Raw genomic sequence first — 22,361 nt, forward strand, 5'->3', positions numbered from 1 at the left:
ATTCATCCTTTTTTTATATTTTCTGGAGGTGTTAAAAATAAAAAGTACACAACTATAAATACTATTAAAAATAGTATTATGAAACCAATAGATTTAATAAACTTATTAGATTTTAAGAAACCAAATATTAATAAAGAAATTGATATAACCCCTAATAATAATAAGATTATTGACATAGAATCCCTCCTTTTATGATATTATTAGCAAACCAAACGATACCACAAACCAATATTAATTTAAACAATTATATAAAAAATCATAATTTTATATAATTGTTATTTAAAATTTCAGTGTAATATATTACGTAATGTAAAAATAAATATGCAAAGTTCTCTATTTTAATGTGCTTTTCAAACGTTCGTTTTTGACACAAACCCTCTTACAATAAAAGTTAGAGGGTTTTCTTACGTATTTTAGTTTCTATACTTGTGTTATAAACAAAGTATCATAAATGTCAAAAAATCATGTTTTAATACAGTTTTTTTACTGCTTAACACGATTAAGGCGTTTTTCTAAACAGGGCTAATGTAGAGTTACCAAAGGATTCTGTATCTTTTTCAAAAGTTTCTACTACTTCGGATCCAAAGCATGTAATTTCTTTTATTAGATCTGTCTTTGACTTTTCTAAATAAGGAATAATTTTTAATGGTATTTTTATTTTTTCTCCATTTACTCGGACTATTCTATCTATATAGTTTTCTTTATGAAAATCTTTTAATTGTTCTTTAACTTGTTCATAATCTTCTATTGTATGAAATCCTTTTCCCTATTCTGATTTACAATGATCAACTAAGAAGTAGCCGCCGGTTTTTAAAATTCTTGAAACATTTTGTAGATGACATAATCTATCTGAATTTTTATTAATCATGTGCAGGCAACCCATATTCATAGCTAAGTCGAAAGTTTCGTCTTCATATCTATTTAAATAAAGAACATTTCTAGTGCTAAATATAGACTTTTCTTCATTAAGGTTTTCAATTTTTTCTTTTGCTTTTTCAATCGCACTGCGAGAAATAAACATTGTTATAAATATCTTTACTTTCAATTAAATAATTTTTCATTCGTAGTGGTCCTTTCGTGATGGTCAATTTTCAACAAAAGCATTAAGACAATTAATAAAATAAATGATGGTAACCAAACAAAGTTTAAATTTAATATACTTAGATAAATACAGAGTGCAAGAACTGGGAGGCCTAAAGCATTTCCCAGGGAATAAATGCGTTTTACAGTATGACTCGTGTATGCTGTAACAATGGTTTTCCTGAAAATAATTCTAGCGCCGCCAAAAGTGAAACCGAACAATAACATTAATAGCAATTTAACTACAAAAGCGTCTTCAGCCAAATACCACAAGACAGTGGTAGAAATACTTACAATAAAGAATAAGTGCAACCAATTATTGGATAGCCATTTACTGAGTATCATCCCAATCAAAGCCATTCCTAGACCTAAAGCACAGTCCAATAGTGCGACTTCATGAACTTCTCCACGCTTAAAATTTGTAAAGGTAGGCAACATGAAGTTGATAGTCCCTAATATTGGCCACATAAGCATACTTATGAAGTAATGTGTGAATTTTACAGATTCTTTATTATGTACTTCATCACCTTTGGAAAGAAGCTTATTACCCTTATTTTGTTTCCTAATGACAAAGTAAAGAAGTAGATAGATTAAGGCATACATTAAAAATATCCAACGAAGCGCAATAAATTTAATGATTACTGAAGCAAATAAAGGACCTATCATTAATGCAACTTGATTTATTGTCATTGAAAGGGAACTATACTGGTTAATAAATAGTTCACTTTTCTTTTCGACTAATTGTGAAAACCAAAATTCTAAACTTGTTTCCAATAGAAAAAATACAATCCATAAAGCAAAATTTAGAATAATTAATTGCAGTGCATTTTGATAGCATATCGTTATGACAATGACTATATAAAATAGTATTAAGAAAGATAATTTTGTAAGGCTATCACCTGAATAATTTTTAAAGAATAACTTTATTAGAAATGGAGTGAATATTGCTGGAACAAATGAAAGAATTGTAGCAATTGCTAACTCACTGGTAGATTCAGGGTTTGCTAGTTCCCAATTTATAATGAGGATTAAACCACCACAGATAAATCGGTATAGTGCAGTAATGGTTAAATAGTTAGTCATTGTGAGCATCACTGCAATCAAAAATTTTATTTGCTAATTCATTGGCTTTGTGAATATGTTTGTATGTTTTGGTAGTTGGTAACTCAGGCCAGTTAAATTGAATAAGCCCCTCACGATTGCTCCAATTTTCAGGATCAGTTACGGTTTCCCCAACATTTTTAAATACATTTATTTTTTTGATTTCGGTATCTTTTGATACATCTGGATAATTAATCTGCATTATCTTACCTTTTTGTGCTTTCATAAATGCTATGGCAGATGCTTTTTTGGGCGTAAATGCATGTGTAGGCTTTACTTCATTATTTATATACATGGATATATGAAGTCTGTAGGGGTTAATGTCATAAGAAGATTCGACTAAATCCATAATAGCATCGCCACCAGGTCTAGCTGCAACTTCTATAACATAGAGGTTGTTGTCTTTTATTTTTATTTCAACATGAGCGACTCCACGCGTAATACCTAAAGATTTACACGCTTGTATTGCAAGATCTTTAATATTTTTATCTTTATACCTGAAACTGGGAACTAAATGTCCCATTTCTGTAAACCACGGTCGAGGTGATAAATATTTCTCTGTAACAGTAATAACTTCATAGAAATTGTGTCCGCACAATACTTCAACTGAAACTTCGTCATCACTATCAATAAATTCTTCGATTAGGAATTCATTTTTAGATACTTGAAAGTCATCTGCATAAATCTCCATCGTTTGTTTCGATTTAGTATAGGCGTCCATACATTCTTGTTTATTATTAGCTAAGTAAACACCGCCACTACCTCCAAAATCAACTGGCTTTATAATTACTGGAAAATTGAATTTATTCATTAGCTGTTTTAATTGTAAAGCATTATCAAAATACATAGACTTTGGTGTGGGAATATTAACTTTTTTAAATATTGATTTCATGATGCTTTTATTTCTACATGCATCGATAACTTGTTCCTCAAGGTAAGGCAAACCGTAGTCTTGATTTAGTCTGTTGGCTACTTTTAGCGTCCAATCATTTAAAGGAACGATAGCTTTTGGTTCGTAACCTTGAGATTTATGATAAGCTAGTTCATTTTTTAAATCTTCATAGCTTAAAGGATTGGCATTTATACAATAATCAAAATATGAATTATATTGATATTTCGCATTTTTAATAGCTGTCCAAATTTGAAAATCTCCGATTGCTTTACCTCCTGCATAAGACCGTTCTCTAAGAAATTGATCTGCACCTAACAACAATAGATATGCTTTCATATTAGCCTCCTCATTTTATGAAATGTTTATTATATAAAAATAATACCATATAAATTTAAGTTATAAAATATTAGAGAAATGAATTGTAGGATATCTATATAGATGCTTCTCAGAAGATGTTACCTTTAAAATATAGTGAATTAATTTCAGTAAGGATTACATATTAGAGAAATTTATATTCAAATATAATTAGCTATAATTCTTGTTGTGACAATGAAATTCCGTTTTTACATAATTTCAGTTAAAATAGAAATAATAAAAACATTAAATTAGTAATAGAGATAAATATTAATTTTTAAAAAAATAATAATTGGGATATGTTTTAATATGTGTTCCTATAAAAGGGAGAATATATGGCTGTTTTTTATGTGTTTCAAGGTTTAACGTATGATATAGAAAGAAAGGGTGGATATGTGTGGTCACCTCAATTAACTAAGAATGGGAAAAAGAATGCTGGATATAGTAACATGACAAAAATTAAAAAAGGTGATTTTATCCTCCATAATCAAAATGGTAAAGTAATTGCCATAAGCGTTGCTAAAGACGACTGTAAGGAAGCAAATCAACCTAGTGAGCTTATGGAAGATGAATCATCAAGTTTATGGAATAACGAAGGATATCTTGTTCAATTAATCTATTATCCTTTTGATGTAAATATCAGCACTGCTGATTTTAGACAGTGGCTTATAGACAATTATAAGAAAAATAGTGCTTTTGGGGTGGATGGTAAAGGAAAGCAGCAATACATGTGTAATTTAGCTGAAGAGCATGCGGTATTTATTCTAGAAAAAGCGATTGAAATTCAAGAGAATCCTGAAGTATTACTACATTTAAAAGGAGCATTGAGTGAAATTGTAGATGAAAAAAATCCAGAATATGATCAAGTGGAAAAAGATTTAATCAATATAGACTTAGAGAATAAAATAAATGAAGATCAAATCGATACAGAGACATCGAAATTTGAACCGCAAACAACAACGATTTCTAATTCAACTGGAAGAGAAATCCCTAAAAGAAATCCTAAAAAGGCAGTGGCAGCTCTAATATTAGCTGATTATAAGTGTGAATATAATCCAGAAGATAGAACGTTTACTAGAAAAAATGGTAAGGAATATACTGAGCCTCATCATCTAATTCCAATAAGTAAGTATCGAGAGTTCGATAGAAGCCTAGACGTTAAAGAAAATATTGTTTCCTTGTGTAGCCATTGCCATAACCTGATTCATTATGGGAGGTTAGAGGAGAAAAAAGAAATATTAGAAAAATTATTACTTGATAGACAAGATCAGTTAAGTAAATATGGCATTTTCATAGATTTAGAACAATTATATATTTATTATAAATAAACCAAATAATAATATCTAATGATGAATCGCAGCAAGGTTTGTAATTTTTAGCTGGATTAGGAACCCATATGAACTGAATTATAGAAGTTCAGCCATCTGATTCTAGTAATATAATCGATGAATTATAGACTATTAACGAGTTATGCTATTTTGTTATCAACATTATAAATATCATCATTTGTAGGTGGTGTAAGCATTCATCCCTGTCTTAAACCTATCAGTATTATAAACAGTCCTATTGTTAACCAATAATAATTTGATGAATGAATTAATATTAATTATCCTACTACCAATACGCCACTTTTTTATAAAAAAACCCCTCCGAATCAATTCATATTAATATGAAAAGTTCGGAGGGGTCTTTATTTTACTACCACTAATTGGCTTTAGTACCATTAGTGCAAATGCTCAAGGTGAAACGGCAAGCCTTATGACTTTATGTCATCCATTTGGGCTTCGAAGGCATCGAGCAATGCGAGAGCTTCGTCTGTCGTATTTGTATGCATCAATTGATGGCGGAGTTCACTAGCACCTCTCATGCCACGTACGTAAATTTTAAAGAATCTACGTAGAGGCTTGAATAGTCGAGGTTCATCTTTGGAATATTTTTTGAACAATGCTAGATGTAATCTCAATAGGCCTAATAGTTCTTTATTCGTATGTTCGCGTGGTTCTTTTTCAAAGGCATAGGGATTATGAAAAATACCTCTGCCAATCATTACACCATCAATGCCATATTTTTCTGCAAGTTCAAGGCCAGTTTTTCTATCTGGAATATCACCGTTAATAGTTAACAATGTATTTGGAGCAATGTTGTCGCGCAATTTTTTGACTGCTTCGATTAATTCCCAATGTGCATCTACTTTACTCATCTCTTTACGCGTACGGAGATGGATAGATAAGTTTGCAATGTCTTGTTCGAAGACGTGTTTTAACCAATCTTTCCACTCGTCTATTTCATAATAACCGAGACGTGTTTTAACACTTACCGGTAGACCGCCTGCTTTAGTTGCTTGAATAATTTCGGCTGCGGTTTCAGGGCGTAGAATCAGGCCAGAACCTTTACCTTTGCTTGCAACATTAGCTACTGGACAGCCCATATTTAAATCAATGCCTTTAAAGCCCATCTCTGCCATACCGATACTCATTTCTCGGAAATGCTCTGGCTTGTCCCCCCATATATGAGCGACCATAGGCTGTTCATCTTCACTGAATGTTAAGCGTCCGCGAACACTGTGTATACCTTCAGGGTGACAAAAGCTTTCAGTGTTTGTAAATTCAGTGAAAAATACATCAGGTCTACCTGCTTCACTAACAACATGGCGAAAGACGATATCAGTAACGTCTTCCATAGGCGCCAAAATAAAAAATGGACGTGGTAAGTCACGCCAAAAATTTTCTTTCATAATATATTTAAACCTTCTTTTCTATTAATATATCGACTTTTTATCCATGATGATATTACCATAAATTGACAACTTACACAAAAGGATATTGACTCGTCACTGCCTTAACGGAGGGATGTCTCTCAGTAGTCTAAAAGGAGAATTAGGACTATGGCGACGCTACCAATGGAGACTGAAATAAATAATTGCCTTTACTTATTTACAGTTATTAAAAGATTGCTTCAAAAAATCACGAGTAATTGTAGCAGCAAAGATAGAAAATACTGTAGCGAACCAATTAGGTATATCACAATAGCTCATATTTAAAAAAAGCTAAATAATATTTGAATAGATCAATTACGCACTCAAATGTCTTAATTTACATTTTAAAAAATAATCAATTTATTAAAGAAAACGAGAGAGTTTATATATTTAAATATGTAAAGTAGTAGCAGTTATTGAAATGTCTAATGGAGAAAGCAAAGACTGAATCTTGAAGGACAAATCTAAAGTGATGCTTGATAATAGTCTTATTGCAAAGGACCAAGTAAAACAAACGATATTTGAGGCATAATGTTTCATGTGGAACAGTTTTTTGATTTTAGTCAATTTGAAACTATGGTCATAGACTCACAAATAGTAAAAAACTTTTAGATGCTAGTGAAGAAATATTAAATGTATAAATAAAGAGAGTGAATCATATATAATTCACTCTCTTTATTTATAGTTTATTAAGAAATGTTTGAGTGCACACGTCGTAAATCGATAAATAGAATTTTACGTCCTACACTCATGCCATATATTAACACTATTTAATTGTCGTCATTTAAAATAAAATTAATCGCTTTTTTAGAATGTAGCAGGCTTAAGCTTTCAGTTGCTTCTTTAAGTCCACTAAGCGAATCATCAAAATAAATAATTGTTACTTGATAGATGCCATTCCCTGTATCTAAAAATGTAGCTCTTACATTTTCTTTACCTAATCGAGCCATAACCATTTTAGAAGATTTAACATACTCTGCTAATGCTTCTATCATTAATGGATAGCTTTGTGCTATACAAAAATAACGTTCTACGCCATTATCTTTTTGAGTTCGCTTCAAATAATGAGTGTCTATGGGCTGCACTTCATATTTATCATTTTCTATAATACTTGTTTTAGTTTTAAACATATTTCAACCTCTGCTTTCATAATCAAGGTATTAAGTGGGCAGTACTTTGAATCATTTATTCAAGTATTTTAAAGGAATTACTGATATACCGACGTGCGTATGTTACCAACACTACACGTTATTTGAGTGAATTTTATGATTAATTTTTATATAAAAAAAGTATATGTATATTTAATTTAAATTATTCCTTTAATGTTTACTGTTTCTACTTAATCACTTACGATTCAACATCATAACAATTTTTATAATAATAATCACGGTTTATTATCCATAAAAATGCATAGAAATGAAATTGTAAATTCTCAGTAATTTTTATGTAATATACTACATCAGAATTTAATGAATGTTTTAACTAAAGGTATGGATTAAAGGAATTCACTTGTTCAAAGTGGTGTGTAAGACTCTTATATATTAGAAAAAAATGATGTACAACAAAGTATAGTTGTTTATAGAAAAAATGAATATATATAAATAATTGTATCAATTATACAGCCATTCTCGACAAGAGAAGAATTTGAAAATATACTTCAGGATAATCAAGAATTTTAATAATTTAATATCAAAAAAAGCTGGGACATTATAAATAATAGTATCCCAGTCTTTTTTATGTTTATTGAAGATATGTCATTTTTGATTTGAGTATAATCAATATATAACTATCATTTTGCTAATTTTTCTTTTGTTTCTTTTAGACCATGTATCAAAAAATATACTATACCAGTTAAAAGTATAATAATAGCCATTAGTCCAAACATATGAGCATAACCGGTGATTGGCGTGATATAACCTAATAAATAGGGGGAGAGCCCTAGACCTGCATCGAAACATATAAAGTATGTCGATGTCGCTACGCTGATACGTGATTTAGATGCAGATTTAACTGCGATGACTTGCGTAGCAGATTGTAAATTACCAAATCCGAGCCCCATAATGCCACCGATAAGTAATAGTACGAAACCATTGTTAACCGTACTCAGCATAAACATACTTAAAGCGTAAAAAATAAAAGCTGGATACATAACAATATTATGTCCTCTATAATCCATTAGTTTTCCGGTTAAAGGTCGTGATAAAAATACCATAATCGAATACATGATGAAGAAGAAACTAGCAATATGAGTTAAATTGATTTGAGATGCATATAAATTAAGGTACGTAAGCACGCCAGAATAGGCAAAACTTAATAATAGAATGATAATCCCAATAGGAATCGTATTAATTTCTATAGAATTCTTGATAATATCCTTGAACTTAAGCGCTTTGGTATGAATCGCTTGGGATTGATCGTCTGATATGAATTTAACAGAAAAACTAATCATTAAAGATAATCCCATTAAAATTAAGCAAACTAGAAATAATACAGGGAATGTTGTATGTTGAGTCATAAAAATCCCTAAGAATGGACCAAAGGCAGTGGCTAAAGTAGTACTCATACTATAATAATTGATGCCTTCAGATTTTCTGGATTCAGGAATATTTTGAGCAACAATCGAACTTATTGCAGTTAATGCCATTCCATGAGGCACCCCATGTAAAAATCGTAGCAAAACTAAAAAAACAATACCGAAATCCATAAAGTAAAGTCCAATCAAGATAATACATATGCTAATCGTTATTATCAGTAAACGATTAGCACCTAATTTATGAATTAAAGCGCCACTAATTAAGCGACCGGTTAAGCCTCCGATAACGAACAAACCACTAACTAGACCAGACGTACTGATAGAAGCATGATATTGTTCGATGGCATAAGTAGCCATTGTAACTATCAGTAAATAAAAGACTAAAGTTAGGAAAAAATTTATAAACGAGGACCCTATAAAGTCCTTCGTCCAAAGTTTATGAGATTGCATGAAATTCCTCTTTTCTAAATTATGAATGCATAAAAAAATAGACAACTTGAAGACCAAGTTGTCTATATATCTAATCTGTGAACGAACGCTAATAAAGATATGACTTATTTATTAGAGTATGGGCTAAGATAAAAGATTTGGTCGCTGTAATGAATATAAATGGATTAAAAATAGATAGATTTCTCCCGTGGCAACGTATCTTTTCGTGTCTTAAATAATTTTTTAATCGAATTGGCATAATATATACAACGTCCATAGCTTTTACCTCCTCCTTTTTTGCAACATGCTTCATCATACGCTGTAGCTATTGAAAAGACAATAGGATACAACCAAATTGCTAATTTTAAAATAATTAAGAGACGCCTTATTAATAAAGCGTCTCTTTTGCTATAACTTATGATGATGAAAGGTTATGGCATCTAGCTATTTGCTTCATCATAAATGGATGTAGCGTGATTTTTTAATGATTATTAACGATCTATAAAAGAATTTGTTAAAAAATGATCAATAACTTGACTCATTTCGATATATCGTTTAAATTAACGATATATCGAAAAAGGAAAGGTGATTATAATGTTTAATAGACTATTTCACAATCAAAGGTTTGCAATGATGCAGCAAGAAGGTAGTGGTGGCCGTGATTTTGATGGATTTGAAAGAATGTTTTCTGCTATGAATGGAAGAGACCGCTTCTTTAAAAAAGGGAATTTACAATTTAGTATATTAAAGTTATTAGAAGAAGAGCCTCAACATGGCTATCAAATCATTAAAGGTCTAGAAGCACGATTTAAAGGATTTTATTCACCAAGTCCAGGTAGTGTTTATCCGATTCTACAAATGTTAGAAGATCGTGGATTTGTTTCAGTTTCAAAAGAAGGTAAAAAGAAAATCTACACAGTGACAAAAGAAGGATCACAATTTTTAAAAGAAAATGGTAGTAACGACGCATTTACAAAACGTATGGAACAATTCGAAAATATGGACATGGATAAAATGCAAGAATCAAGAGATAAATTACAAGCATTGTTCAAATCATTTATGTTAGCGGGTCAAAGCGCAATGCAAGACGAGCAAACATATGAAGCATTTCAGCAACTTATTAAAGAAACTAATGACAAACTATTACAATTCCGTAAAGAGAAATAAATTTGAAAAAGAAGGTTTAATGATGAAAAAACAAGATTTAAAACATATAGCAATTATTGGCGGAGGGCCAGGTGGACTGATGTTAGGTTTACTCTTACAACGCCAAGGGTTACCCTTTACCATCTATGAACGTGGATATAAAACCACGAACAATGATCGAGGCGGTTCCCTAGATATTCATGAGGAAAGTGGCCAGTTACCATTGAAAGAAGCAGGTATATATGATGATTTCCGTAAATACGCGCGCTATGAAGGGGAAGATACGCGCATTGTACGTAAAGATGGAACAATATTATACGATGAAGATGCAGAAGATGAGGGTGAAAGACCTGAAATCGATCGAGGAAAATTATGTGATATTATTATTGAACAAATTCACCCAGAACATATGAAATATGGTTATCAATATGAAAAGATGATACCACAAAAGAATGGCCAAGTTGAACTCATATTTGAATCAGGTGCCACAGTAATGACAGATTTAGTTGTTGGTGCAGATGGCGCATTTTCAAAAATCCGTCCATATTTAACAACTGCTGAGCCCGAGTATACAGGCATTTCTATGATAGAGATGAATTCAAATGAAAATGAACATCCAGATCTTCTGAAGTTCAATAAAAATGGGAAAGTCATGGGACTAGGTGGCGATCAAGCAATATTAGGTCAACGTAATGGAGATGGACGTATTATGGCATACATCAGTTCTAAAATGAGCTATGAAAGACTTGATGATTACCGCAACCTTTCGTTAGATGAATTAAAAGCCACACTGTTAAATGAGTTTGCTGAGTGGGGCACAGAGCTAAAAAAATATATTGCATATAGTTATGACGATATTAAGTTTCGTCGTATTTACAAACTCCCTATAGGATTAACATGGAAAACACAACCTAATATTACAATTATTGGAGATGCTGCTCACCTTATGAGTCCATTTGCAGGTGAAGGAGTAAATATGGCTTTATATGATGCATACCTTTTAGCGGAGTCATTCAAAACTTACGATAATCTGTCTGAAATATTGAAAGTTTATGAGCAACAAATGTTCGAAATTACAGAAGTTCACGCGAAAGAATCGCAAGATAATTTAGAAATATTCTTCTCAGAAAATGGTGCAGAAACCATGGCGGAATTCTTTACGGGTATGGAATAAGTGCTACTAAGAAAATAAAAATATGACTGATCTATGGGTGGTTATATTATTTGTTGTAATACTTTCTAAAAGTTTTGTTATTAAAGTGAAACTTAATTATTTAAACTTTAGTAATGATTTCAGAAAAAGAAAGGTGAGCGCGAATGATGATAAGTACAGGGGTTATCGAATGTAGGAGATACAGCAAAGATGGAATTGTTGTATCTCCTATTCACTAAATGTAAAAAATCCTCAAAACCGTTTAGTGTAACTGGCAGATTGTGGAACAATTAGAAAAGGATATGAAATAGTAAAATAGCTAAAAAGTAAAAATCATAAGAAAAGCTATTTATAGAATTAAAAATAATAGTTAAAAATGATGATAATTTTAAAAAATAGAAAACTATCTAAAAATAAATATCGTCTCCTATATACTTAAAACTACATTTATAATAAAATAATTAAAGTGAACAATTATTAAATGACATATATGATTAGGAGACTAGTAACATGAATTTATTAATATTAATTGGCATTGCTGCTATAGTCGGGATTTTGCTACTTGCCGCTATAGTTTGGTATCTTTACATGAAAGCAAGATTTAAGACGGTTCCATCAAATGAAGCTTTAATCATTACAGGCCCAAATATTGGTGATCCAAAAACTGAGTCGAATGTTTATCAAGACGATGAAGGTCGTCATATGAGAGTAGTGCGTGGCGGCGGTTATAGAATGAAAATGTTCCAATCTTCAACACGGGTTTCATTAAAATCATTTCAATTAGAAATCAAAACACCTGTGGTTTGGACGAAAGCTGGCGTTGGCATTGAAGCTGAGGCAGTCGCTACGGTTAAGGTTGCTGATCAATTACAAGGTATCGTTAAATATGCTGAACAATTCTTAGGTAAGTCAAAAGACGAAGTATCAGATGAGATATCCCAAGTCTTAAATACAAACTTACGAGCTATTCTATCTAAGATGACAGTTGAGGAAATCAACTCAGATAGAGAAGCATTTAACAATAAAGTAACTGAGGTTGCGCAAGAACAACTGAATAATATGGGCTTTAGCATCACTTCATTAGGTTTATCTGACATTAGCGATAACGAAGGCTATTTAGAAAATCTAGGTAAGCCAGAGATTGCTAAAATTAAGAAAAAAGCTGATATTGCTGAAAGTGATGCTTTACGAGAAACTGAAATGAAAGTAGCAGAAAACACTGAATTAACTGAGAAAGAAAAGATTTCTCGTCAAATGAATGTAGCCGATTCTCGTAGAGAGAAAGACCTAAAAGAACAATCCATATTGAGTGAAACAAATAAAGCACAAGCTCAGGCCGAAGCTTCTGGTCAATTAGAGAAAGAGTCTAGAGCTTTAGAAATTAAAGAAAAACAATTGAATGTTGAACGTACTGAGAAAGAAAATGAGTTGCATTTAATCCAGATGGAACGTGAGAATGATGTACGTATCCAACGTCAAAAAGATGATGTGCGTCGTCAACAATCAGAAACAGATGCAGCAATCAAGATTAAACAAGCTGAAGCATCATATGAAGCACGTATCAAAGAAGGTAAGGCTGAAGCTGAAGTTATTAGAGAACAAGAAAAAGCAAAAGCTGATGGCTTAAGAGAAAGAGCTAATGCACTTGCTGAAAATAAAGACGTTATGTTAGCTGAATTGATGATTAAAACATTACCTGAATTCGCTAAAGCAATTGCCGAACCATTATCTAATGTTGAGAATATCCGTATTCTTGATGGTGGTAATGGCGAAGGTATAAACAGTTTATCAAATGGCATTATATCTCAAATGGCTAATGCTGAAGAAGGTTTAAACCAAATGACGGGCTTTAATCTAACTCAGATGCTTGAAAACGTCTCAAATCAAAAGAAAACGTATGCCTTTGAACAAAATGCATCATCTGATGAGGAAGTAGAAGTTCCAATTGAAAATGATGCGCCTCATGATGAAGATATAAGTGAAGACGAGAAATAATTTAATCGTATAAATATTACATTGTAATCTCAAAAGTAAAATAATGAGCTATTAAATGTGTTATTGGTAGCAATAGTTGAAAAGTGAAAATGAAATAGTAGCTCACACTAAAAGAGAAGATATTGTAGAACATTTTGAGTTTAAAATAATTAAGAGACGCCTTATTAATAAGGCGTCTCTTTTAATATGTCTATGTGTCTAATATCCATCAATGATGAGAAGACATCCCAATCAACGAGGAACATTTATTATTTCCTTAATTCAGATAAAATAACATGATTTAGTGTCGAAGATACTCTACACATTACTGTCTTTATATTACCTTATTCATATACAAATTGTAGGTTATATATAAATTAATTTTTGTTTAATTAAAATATAAGGTTGTGTTGAAATTAATTTTCGGAGTGATATAATAAGTTGTGTAATACATAATGTGAGGGGTGAAAATAATGGACCTTATATTGAAATTATTCGGGCTTAATGAAGTGAATTTAGGTATTGTGAAATACAAATACAAAGGCAAAAAGCACCGTTGGTAATAAGGTGAAGGCTGGCTCCAAGAGTCAGTCTTCACTCTTATAAAGTGAGGAAGCACATATACATGAATATTTTAAAGATAAATAGTTACTCTAAAATAGAAAGTATTTTTCTTTGTTTAGCACTTACAATACTTGCGGTATTTATTCTGAATGTAGGAAGCTTGTTTATGATTTTACTTCCAATTGCTAATGGTAATAAGCTTCAACTCATTGGGGCGGGTGTAAGTATGATATTGGGATTTATATTAATTCCAGTATTAGTTTTAAAATCTTTGATAGGTTTTAATTACAGTATTTTAAATATTTTTAATTTAAAGAGATTTTTAATATATACAATCATTATTTTCATAGTATTATCATTGTGTTCTATAAACATAGAAGAAATAATCCATCCTTTCATTGTGGCTACTTGTGAAGAATTTCTTTTTAGAGGGCTAATGTTTAGCTTGTTGTTAAATAAATTTACTAAATTCAAATCTATAGTTATTGGATCATTGATTTTTTCTTTACTACTACACTTGAATGGAAATTTCGTAGGTAATTTTCTAACTAAGTTTCCTTCAAGCATAATTCTATATTTAGTAAGAGATAAATTTGGATTACCAGAAGCTATCATAACGCATTGGCTATACAATTTGTTCATAACAAAATTATTATATTAGGAGGCAAAACATGTTCTTAAAATATTTTTTGATAGCACTTAGTAATATTTTCATATTTTCTATTGGAATATTATGGAATACACGTATGTCGTTGTTAGCATTTATTTTAATAGCATATTTATTGCCTATAATTCTCAATAATATTATTAATCTTTCTATAGAAAGTACACGTAATGTAAAAATTTATGTAATAACTTCTGGAATCACTACATTTTGTTATTTTATTTTCAGTATTTATTTCATTTCACGTCCTGGTTTTGATTATTTTATTTCTGAAAATCAAATAGACACAGGAAATGTTTCTATAGAGATTAATACAGGTTTGGCAAATATAGAACAATTAATCTTTGTATTTTTATTAAATTTTATAGCTTTATTTTTAATAAGCCTATTTATTAGAAAGAAGGATTTAAATGTTAGAAATAAAAAATTTAAGTAAAAAATTTAAAAAAAACGACAGGTATTCACTTAAAGATGTAAGCTTCAAAGTGGAACAAGGAGAGATAGTTGGATTAATAGGAAAAAATGGTGCTGGTAAAACCACACTAATGAAACTTATAGCTAAAGCAATCAAACCAACTAGCGGGGATGTACTAATTAACGAAAAGAGTATATTAACTACGTCAAATGGACTTCAGAATTTTGGATTTATGATTGAGAGTGCATTATTTAATCATCTGAATGCGCTAGATCATTTAAAATATTTCATTAGTTTAAATGGAAAAGAAACACATTATCAAAACATTGAAGAAGTATTAAAACTTGTTGATTTGTGGGAGAAACGAAAAGTAAATCCTAACAATTTTTCATTCGGTATGAAACAAAGACTTTCATTAGCAGTTTGTTTAGTAACAGAACCCAAGATACTCATATTAGATGAACCATTTGTAGGTTTAGACCCTAATGGTGTAGAAAAATTAATTTCTACATTACAACAATGGGTGCAAAAGCAAGATACAGCTATAATTATTTCTAGTCATCAACTAAGTGAATTAGAAGCAATTTGCAATCGTTATTTATTTATAGATAACGGAGAGCTAAAAGAAGATTTTAATTCCGAAAAAAATGACGGAACCATAATAGAATTGAACAAAGATTTTGTTCTAACTTCTGTTTTTAAAGAGAAGTATAAAGATTATATCGCGATAACTTCTGCAAATAATGTTATTGAAGTAACGACTAAAAAAGATATTTTAAATGAGTTGCTTTCAGATTTAATACAAGAATATAAAATATTAAGCATAAAAGATAAAAAAGACTACATACATCAAAAATTCAAAGGAGAAAATAGATAGTATGGTAAAATTTAAACCTATTTTTTTAAATTTACTTAAAATGAAGGCTTCATGGCTTTATCTAGCGTTCGGTATGTTTCCATTAATACTTTTTATCGTAGCTTTCTTTAATACTAATTTTATGCAGTTAAGTGGAGAGAAGCATGCTTTAAGTTTCTTAGAGTTCTTTTCATCTGTATTTGTGATACAAAACAATGCTGTTATTCCTTTAGTTATATTAACTTATATTATTGGACTTAATTTTTACTCTGAAAAGGTTAAAGGGCAACTGTATTTCTACAAAGATCTTCATAGAGCAAAATTATTTAATAGTAAATTACTTTCTCTAATATATTTATACTTAATTTTTATATTAATACTTTTGATTAGTTCTTTAATACTATACTATTTCCACATCAATAACATGGAATTATCTGCACATAGAGTCTTTCCATCTAATATGAGTGATTTACAGTACGTTATCATAGAATTTTTAGGTACGTTTTGTATACAAATATTATGTATTATGTTAGCAGTCTTACTTTCTATTAATTTACCAAATGGTTACACGATATTAGGGGTCTTAGCTTTCTTTATCATAAGTTCTATTGCTCCATTTTTAAAATCATTAAAATTCATATTTCCAAATGGGTATCAAGAACAGTATACAAACTCTAATTTTGGCAGTGTATTTATTTTAATTATAGGTATATTTTTGGCATACACTTTAATATTTTATGCGATTAGTGTATACAAATATAAAAAACTTGAATTTTAAGGAGATGTTACTTATGAAAATTAGAGATTATATTTCACAAGTAAAAGAAAATGTACTGAACATGGAAGTTAAGTCTAAGAGCTTTGTTATAATGATAGTTTCTATAATTATTTTAAGTATTGTTTTCACACCGTTTATCGGTGTGCCAGCAGGATTCATTATTGGCTCATATTCATACTCAAAACATTGATAACTTATTTATAACAATACTTCTATAATAAAAAACTGATTGATATTGTGAAATAAATGCAGCAATCAGTTTTTTATGTTGAATATAGACAACAATAAAAGAAGCGTAGCTAATATAATTAAATAAGATTAAAATATTTTGTTTTATATAAAAGTAGTACGCTAAAATGACATTTTTAGCGTACTACTTAAAAGCGTTATTAAATTATTATTTAAGTGAATTTATAATTGCTTCGTTAAACGCATTAAGGTCATCTGGTGTTCTACTAGTTATTATGTTGCCATCAATAACAACAGGTTGTTCTAATATTTGTGCACCAGCATTTTTCAAATCTTTTCTAACAGAAATGAAACTTGTAAGTTGTTTGCCTTGAATAAGGTCCGTATCTATTAATAACTGAGGTCCGTGACAGATAGCAAAAGAAGGTTTATCTTCTTCTAAAAAGTGTTTAGTAAATAAACCAAATCTTCCTTTTTCATCACCACGTAGCAAATCTGGAGAAAATCCACCAGGTAAAAGTAAGCCATCAAAGTTTGATGGAATTGCATCCTCAATACCTTGATCAACTTTGTATTCTGTACCATGCTTGCCTATTACAACTTGCTTGTTGTCTTCACTAATAATTGTTAAAGTATGTCCTTCATTTTTTAAAGATTCTTCAGGACTAGTTAATTCAATATCCTCGAATTGATCGGTAACTAATACAGCTATATTTGCCATAATATCTCTCCTTTATTTTGCTTATATATATTACTCTACAAGAAATAAGACATAAAAAAAATAACGCACAATTTTGTGCGTTATCTTCAATCATCAGAAATATTATATTTAGGAGTTAACTTTAACGCGTCAATTCTTTGCTCTCCCCAGTCATACATGGCATCAATAATAGGTATTAAACTCTCTCCAATTGATGTCAAAACATAAAATGTATATTTACGATGATTGATTGTTTCATTATATCTATAAATCACTCCATCTTCTTCTAATTCTCTTAACTGTTTAGTTAAGATACGATGTGTAATCTTAGGCAATAAACGCATTAACTCATTAAAGTGATAAGCACCTTCATGGCCTAAATGGTATAAAATAACAATCTTCCATTTTCCACTAATAATTGAAAGTGTATACTCTTTAGAACAACTATAATCTCCATTTAGTAATCTTTTTTTAACATCTTCTCTAATATTTAGTTTTTCCATTTTAATCTCCTATTTTTTTATAATTATATACATGAATGCCCCATTTATATAACTCTTCAGCTAAAGGTTTTAAAGATTCTCCTAGTTCGGTTAATGTATATTCAACTTTAGGAGGCATGACCGGATAAATCGTACGTGTGACAAGCGCATCTTTTTCTAATTCTTTTAATTGATTAATTAATACACGTTGATGTGCGTTAGGAATAGCTTTTTCAATTTGATTTAAACGTAATGGTGCGCCACGTAATAACTCCCATACAATCATAAGTTTCCATTTTCCGCCAATGATACTTAGTGCAAGCTCTTTTTCGCAATTAAAGCTTTGATTTTTAAACTCTATCAATTTGTTCAATCCTTTCATAATCTATACTGTTAAAATAATCAGTATATCTATTTTTACACTGTATTTACTATATAGTACATAGGCATTATATTATAACAAAAAGGAGGTCGTTATTATGAATAAATTATTTATTAACGGGCAATTTGTAGAAAGTGATTCTACGAATCAATTATCAGTTATTAATCCTGTTACAGAAGAAATTATTGATACAGTCACTTTAGCTAATGAAAAAGATACGAAAAAAGCAATCAATGGCGCCAAAGAGGCACAATTGAAATGGGAAAAAGTTAATATTGTTAAAAGAGCTAAAATTGTTCAAGATTTAGCTGAGGAATTGGAAAAATATAAACATGAATTGGCTGAAATTTATGTTGAAGAACAAGGTAAACCACTATATGCAGCAATAGGTGAAATAGAGAAATCTATTGAGTATATTAATTACATGTGTAGTTTAGCTAGAAAAAATAATGGTGAAGTTTTACAAAGTGAAGTTGAAAACGAGACAATTATATTAACTAAAAAGCCTGTAGGTAATACTGCTGGTATCATTCCTTGGAATGCGCCTATCTTTGTTTTAATACGGAAACTTATTCCTGCTTTAGTTACTGGTTGTTCTATTGTTATAAAACCAAGCGAAGAGACACCCTTTGGCGCGTTTAAAATTGCTGAATATATTCAAAAGACTGACATTCCAAATGGCTTAGTCCAAATTATAACAGGGACAGGTTCAGAAGTTGGTAACTTATTATCACAAAGCGAAGACATTGACTTGATTTCAATTACAGGTAGTACTGGTGCCGGTAAATCAGTTATGGCAAGCGCAGCAAATAATGTGAAAGGCGTGAACTTGGAACTAGGCGGTAAAGCCCCTGCAATTGTTACGAAGAATGCCGATATTGAAAAAGCAGCTAGTTATATTGTACAGGCAAGAATTAATAACAGCGGTCAGGTATGTACATGTCCTGAACGTATCTATGTAGCCAAAGATATATTTGCTGAATTTATAACACTCGTTAAAGACAAAATGAATAAAGTTCGTCCTGGAGATCCCTATGATAAGGATACGACAATGGGTCCTATTATTAATCACAAACAATTAGACGCTATAAACGAAAAAGTACAAACTGCAGTAGCTGAAGGTGCCACGATAGAATTAGGCGGTCATATCATAGATAGGAAAGGTTTCTTCTACGCACCAACAATTTTAACCAACCTTTCCAAAGATTCTATAGTTATGAAAGAAGAAATTTTTGGACCTGTACTTCCGATTGTAAGTTTTGAAAACTTTGAAGAAGTATTAGATGAAGCAAATAATTCTGATTATGGCCTTTCTTCTTATGTTTTTACAGAAAACCTAAAAGAAGCTATGGTAGCTAGTGAAAGACTAAAATTCGGTGAAGTTTATGTTAACTGTGAAGCTGAAGAAGCTATTGTTGGCTATCATGCGGGATGGCGTCAATCAGGTCTTGGTGGTGCAGATGGTGTAAATGGTTTTGACGAATATTTAAATACAACTGTAACTTATATTCGATATGAGTAAATCAATATTAAAGTTATGCACATACCTTATCTAAAATAAAATATACAAGACGTTTGTTAAATTGATTAGCTGATCTCGTTGGTGTTAAGTATAAAGCATAAGTATATAGAACTATAAAAAGTATGCAGACTAGCAAAAACACAGTTTGACAATGTAGTTAAAGATAAATAAAAAATGATGCCCATATGATATGGGCATCATTTTCTATAATATTACATTGTACTTATATCAATTACAAAACGATATTTAACATCTGAAGATAAGACTCTCTCATATGCTTCATCAATTTGATCAGCTGAAATGACTTCAATTTGAGGTTCAATATTGTGTTTTGAACAAAAGTCTAGCATTTCCTGAGTCTCTCTAATACCACCAATAGCTGAACCAGCAAATGATCTACGATGACCAATTAAATTGGCAACACGTAATGATATAGGTTCTGCTGGCGCTCCAACATTAACAATTGTGCCATCTAACGCTAATAATTTAAGATAATCATCTAATTTTAGGTTAGCACTTACTGTATTAATAATTAAGTCAAATGAGCTTGCAAGTTGTTCGAACGTTGCTTCATCACTTGTTGCATAATAATGTGATGCGCCTAATTTCAAACCGTCTTCTTTTTTATTTAATGTTCTTGATAATACCGTTACATCAGCACCCATAGCATGTGCAATTTGAACAGCCATGTGTCCAAGTCCACCCATACCTATTACCGCTACCTTTTTACCTTCATATGCTTTCCAATGATTTAAAGGCGAATAAGTCGTAATACCAGCACAGAGTAAAGGTGCAGCAGCATCTAAACCAATATTGTCAGGAATACGTAGTACAAAGTCTTCATGTACGACGATATGAGTTGAGTATCCACCTTGCGTTGGTTCACCATATCTATCTGTACCTGCATATGTACCGACATTTCCTTTTAAACAGTATTGTTCTTCACCGTTTTGGCAATGTTCACATTCTCCACAAGAATCTACCATGCAACCAACACCGACACGGTCATCTATTTGATATTTACTTACTTCAGAACCGACTTCTTTAACAATACCAGCGATTTCATGACCTGGGACTAATGGATAATGAACAGGTCCCCATTCTCCATGTGCAGTGTGAATATCAGAATGGCAGATTCCTGCGTATTTAATTTCTATCAAAATATCGTGTGTATCAAGGTCACGTCTTTTAATTTCTGTAGCGTAAAAATCAGAATCTGGACTATTTACAGCTCTAGCTTTGGCATTTATCATAAATTAATTCCTCCATTATTTTACAATAGAATATTTTCATTAATATTCTTCATTGCTTATCATAGACCCTGGAGTGGACTCTAGGTCAATAGAAATGACTTTTCGTATTAATTTAATGTATGCACTTAGATAACAAATAATTAAAAGTGCGAGCATTATAAAACAATACTGTTTATTTAGACGATGATTATATTGATATTCATTCTATCGATATGGCAAAATGTATGTATTACCATAAGGGGTGTTATATGAAAATAAATAAAATCATAAATAACAACGTGATTAGTGTCAATCAAAATGACCAAGAACGTGTCGTGATGGGTAAAGGGATTGGGTTTCAAAAGCAAGAAGGTGACATAGTAGAAGAATCAAAGATTGATAAGATTTTTGATTTAAGTAACCAAGAAATATCAGAACGCTTCAAAACGTTATTAATTGAAGTTCCTATTGAGGTAGTTCAAGCAGTTGAGAAAATTATTGAGGTTACTAAGAAGGAATATCATAAAGACTTAAGTGATACGATTTATGTTGCACTTACGGATCATATTAACTTTGCAATTGAGCGCCAACAAACAGGTATGGCAATAAAAAATGGCTTGTTATGGGAAATTAAAAAATTCTATCCGACTGAGTATGAAATTGGGATACGTGCTTTAGGATGGATTGAAGAAAGTGTTGGTATTAAATTACCTGTTGATGAAGCGGCATTTATCGCGATTCATTTGTTAAATGCAGAGCATAATAATCTAGCAGACTACAATCAGGTGACTGAAATGGTACAGAATATTTTAAGTTTAGTAAAATATCATTTTAGGTTAGAGTTTGATGAAGAAAGCCTAACTTATTTCAGGTTTGTGACACACTTAAAGTTTCTTGCGCAACGTATTTATGCTAAGCAGCCACTCAATACAAGTGAAATGGAACTTTATGATATTGTGAAAGAGAAGTATCAAGGTGCATTTAAGTGTGTGAAGAAGATTGAAACTTTTTTACAGAAAAAATATCATTATGAAATGACACATGACGAAGCGTTATATTTAACTATTCATGTGCAAAGATTAATTTCTAGAAATGAAAGCGTTGACAATTTGTGATTATGTGGTAGATTTATGTTAAGAAAACAAAATAAACAATTAATC

The 22,361-nt window shown here is 30.9% G+C and carries 22 protein-coding genes; 11 read left to right on the forward strand and 11 right to left on the reverse strand.

Features of this window, described 5'->3' with window-relative positions:
- Nucleotides 1-2: 2 nt before the first annotated feature.
- The 4 genes from PYW31_RS00220 to PYW31_RS00235 form a co-directional block, all read right to left on the reverse strand.
- Nucleotides 3-176, reverse strand: a complete 174-nt coding sequence (locus PYW31_RS00220) for a hypothetical protein (RefSeq protein ID WP_017723552.1) — start codon at nucleotides 174-176, stop codon at nucleotides 3-5.
- Nucleotides 177-766: 590 nt separating this feature from the next.
- Nucleotides 767-1,021 (reverse strand): class I SAM-dependent methyltransferase, encoded by a 255-nt coding sequence (locus tag PYW31_RS00225; RefSeq protein ID WP_046837641.1) that lies wholly within the window; start codon nucleotides 1,019-1,021, stop codon nucleotides 767-769.
- A 20-nt stretch (nucleotides 1,022-1,041) separates the two neighbouring features.
- A complete protein-coding gene (locus tag PYW31_RS00230; protein ID WP_046837640.1) occupies nucleotides 1,042-2,163 on the reverse strand; it encodes an MFS transporter in 1,122 nt (373 codons plus the stop codon).
- Nucleotides 2,156-3,409 (reverse strand): ATP-grasp domain-containing protein, encoded by a 1,254-nt coding sequence (locus tag PYW31_RS00235; RefSeq protein WP_046837639.1) that lies wholly within the window; start codon nucleotides 3,407-3,409, stop codon nucleotides 2,156-2,158. The genes PYW31_RS00230 and PYW31_RS00235 overlap by 8 nt, the downstream gene beginning before the upstream one ends.
- Nucleotides 3,410-3,762: 353 nt before the next feature.
- Here PYW31_RS00235 and PYW31_RS00240 point away from each other — a divergent pair, with 353 nt between their 5' ends.
- On the forward strand, nucleotides 3,763-4,755 hold the full coding sequence (locus tag PYW31_RS00240; RefSeq protein WP_053042484.1) for an HNH endonuclease: 993 nt from the start codon (nucleotides 3,763-3,765) through the stop codon (nucleotides 4,753-4,755).
- A 428-nt stretch (nucleotides 4,756-5,183) separates the two neighbouring features.
- Here PYW31_RS00240 and PYW31_RS00245 read toward each other — a convergent pair whose 3' ends face one another.
- The 3 genes from PYW31_RS00245 to PYW31_RS00255 all read right to left on the reverse strand — a co-directional run bounded on the left by PYW31_RS00245 (nucleotide 5,184) and on the right by PYW31_RS00255 (nucleotide 9,165).
- Nucleotides 5,184-6,161 carry a tRNA dihydrouridine synthase gene (locus tag PYW31_RS00245; protein WP_046837638.1) on the reverse strand — a complete coding sequence of 326 codons (978 nt, stop codon included), beginning with the start codon at nucleotides 6,159-6,161 and terminating at the stop codon, nucleotides 5,184-5,186.
- A gap of 791 nt (nucleotides 6,162-6,952) precedes the next feature.
- Entirely contained in the window at nucleotides 6,953-7,312 is a 360-nt protein-coding gene (locus PYW31_RS00250; RefSeq protein WP_046837637.1) for a hypothetical protein, read from the reverse strand.
- 659 nt (nucleotides 7,313-7,971) lie between these two features.
- Complete coding sequence (locus tag PYW31_RS00255) at nucleotides 7,972-9,165, reverse strand: MFS transporter (RefSeq protein WP_046837636.1); 1,194 nt, start codon at nucleotides 9,163-9,165, stop codon at nucleotides 7,972-7,974.
- A 573-nt stretch (nucleotides 9,166-9,738) separates the two neighbouring features.
- Between PYW31_RS00255 and PYW31_RS00260 the strand changes: the two genes are divergently transcribed.
- The 8 genes from PYW31_RS00260 (at nucleotide 9,739) to PYW31_RS00295 (ending at nucleotide 16,884) form a co-directional block, all read left to right on the forward strand.
- Nucleotides 9,739-10,311 (forward strand): PadR family transcriptional regulator, encoded by a 573-nt coding sequence (locus tag PYW31_RS00260; RefSeq protein WP_046837635.1) that lies wholly within the window; start codon nucleotides 9,739-9,741, stop codon nucleotides 10,309-10,311.
- Nucleotides 10,312-10,333: 22 nt separating this feature from the next.
- Nucleotides 10,334-11,464 (forward strand): FAD-dependent oxidoreductase, encoded by a 1,131-nt coding sequence (locus tag PYW31_RS00265; RefSeq protein ID WP_046837634.1) that lies wholly within the window; start codon nucleotides 10,334-10,336, stop codon nucleotides 11,462-11,464.
- 489 nt (nucleotides 11,465-11,953) lie between these two features.
- On the forward strand, nucleotides 11,954-13,438 hold the full coding sequence (locus tag PYW31_RS00270; RefSeq protein ID WP_046837633.1) for a flotillin family protein: 1,485 nt from the start codon (nucleotides 11,954-11,956) through the stop codon (nucleotides 13,436-13,438).
- Nucleotides 13,439-14,417: 979 nt separating this feature from the next.
- Nucleotides 14,418-14,642, forward strand: a complete 225-nt coding sequence (locus PYW31_RS00275) for a CPBP family glutamic-type intramembrane protease (protein ID WP_235602267.1) — start codon at nucleotides 14,418-14,420, stop codon at nucleotides 14,640-14,642.
- Nucleotides 14,643-14,652: 10 nt separating this feature from the next.
- Nucleotides 14,653-15,081, forward strand: coding sequence for an Msa family membrane protein (locus PYW31_RS00280; protein ID WP_046837631.1), 429 nt, complete (start codon nucleotides 14,653-14,655; stop codon nucleotides 15,079-15,081).
- The gene (locus PYW31_RS00285) at nucleotides 15,056-15,937 is read left to right on the forward strand and encodes an ABC transporter ATP-binding protein (RefSeq protein ID WP_046837630.1); all 882 of its coding nucleotides are present in this window, start codon (nucleotides 15,056-15,058) and stop codon (nucleotides 15,935-15,937) included. The genes PYW31_RS00280 and PYW31_RS00285 overlap by 26 nt, the downstream gene beginning before the upstream one ends.
- A gap of 1 nt (nucleotide 15,938) precedes the next feature.
- On the forward strand, nucleotides 15,939-16,694 hold the full coding sequence (locus PYW31_RS00290) for a hypothetical protein (protein WP_046837629.1): 756 nt from the start codon (nucleotides 15,939-15,941) through the stop codon (nucleotides 16,692-16,694).
- A 13-nt stretch (nucleotides 16,695-16,707) separates the two neighbouring features.
- Complete coding sequence (locus tag PYW31_RS00295) at nucleotides 16,708-16,884, forward strand: VraH family peptide resistance protein (RefSeq protein ID WP_141768356.1); 177 nt, start codon at nucleotides 16,708-16,710, stop codon at nucleotides 16,882-16,884.
- A 207-nt stretch (nucleotides 16,885-17,091) separates the two neighbouring features.
- Here the strand turns inward: PYW31_RS00295 and PYW31_RS00300 are convergent, their stop codons facing one another.
- The 3 genes from PYW31_RS00300 to PYW31_RS00310 form a co-directional block, all read right to left on the reverse strand.
- The gene (locus PYW31_RS00300; RefSeq protein WP_101117829.1) at nucleotides 17,092-17,607 is read right to left on the reverse strand and encodes a type 1 glutamine amidotransferase domain-containing protein; all 516 of its coding nucleotides are present in this window, start codon (nucleotides 17,605-17,607) and stop codon (nucleotides 17,092-17,094) included.
- Nucleotides 17,608-17,690: 83 nt separating this feature from the next.
- Entirely contained in the window at nucleotides 17,691-18,086 is a 396-nt protein-coding gene (locus tag PYW31_RS00305) for a winged helix-turn-helix transcriptional regulator (RefSeq protein WP_046837627.1), read from the reverse strand.
- A gap of 1 nt (nucleotide 18,087) precedes the next feature.
- Entirely contained in the window at nucleotides 18,088-18,429 is a 342-nt protein-coding gene (locus tag PYW31_RS00310; protein ID WP_107600799.1) for a winged helix-turn-helix transcriptional regulator, read from the reverse strand.
- Nucleotides 18,430-18,541: 112 nt separating this feature from the next.
- Between PYW31_RS00310 and aldA the strand changes: the two genes are divergently transcribed.
- On the forward strand, nucleotides 18,542-19,969 hold the full coding sequence (aldA, locus tag PYW31_RS00315; RefSeq protein WP_046837625.1) for an aldehyde dehydrogenase: 1,428 nt from the start codon (nucleotides 18,542-18,544) through the stop codon (nucleotides 19,967-19,969).
- 212 nt (nucleotides 19,970-20,181) lie between these two features.
- Here aldA and PYW31_RS00320 read toward each other — a convergent pair whose 3' ends face one another.
- A complete protein-coding gene (locus PYW31_RS00320) occupies nucleotides 20,182-21,222 on the reverse strand; it encodes an NAD(P)-dependent alcohol dehydrogenase (RefSeq protein WP_046837624.1) in 1,041 nt (346 codons plus the stop codon).
- Between the two features lie 248 nt (nucleotides 21,223-21,470).
- Here PYW31_RS00320 and licT point away from each other — a divergent pair, with 248 nt between their 5' ends.
- Nucleotides 21,471-22,316: a BglG family transcription antiterminator LicT gene (licT, locus tag PYW31_RS00325; RefSeq protein WP_046837623.1), complete on the forward strand. Its 846-nt coding sequence runs from the start codon at nucleotides 21,471-21,473 to the stop codon at nucleotides 22,314-22,316.
- Nucleotides 22,317-22,361: the final 45 nt, after the last annotated feature.

Source organism: Staphylococcus succinus (assembly GCF_029024945.1).
GTDB classification, from domain to species: domain Bacteria; phylum Bacillota; class Bacilli; order Staphylococcales; family Staphylococcaceae; genus Staphylococcus; species Staphylococcus succinus.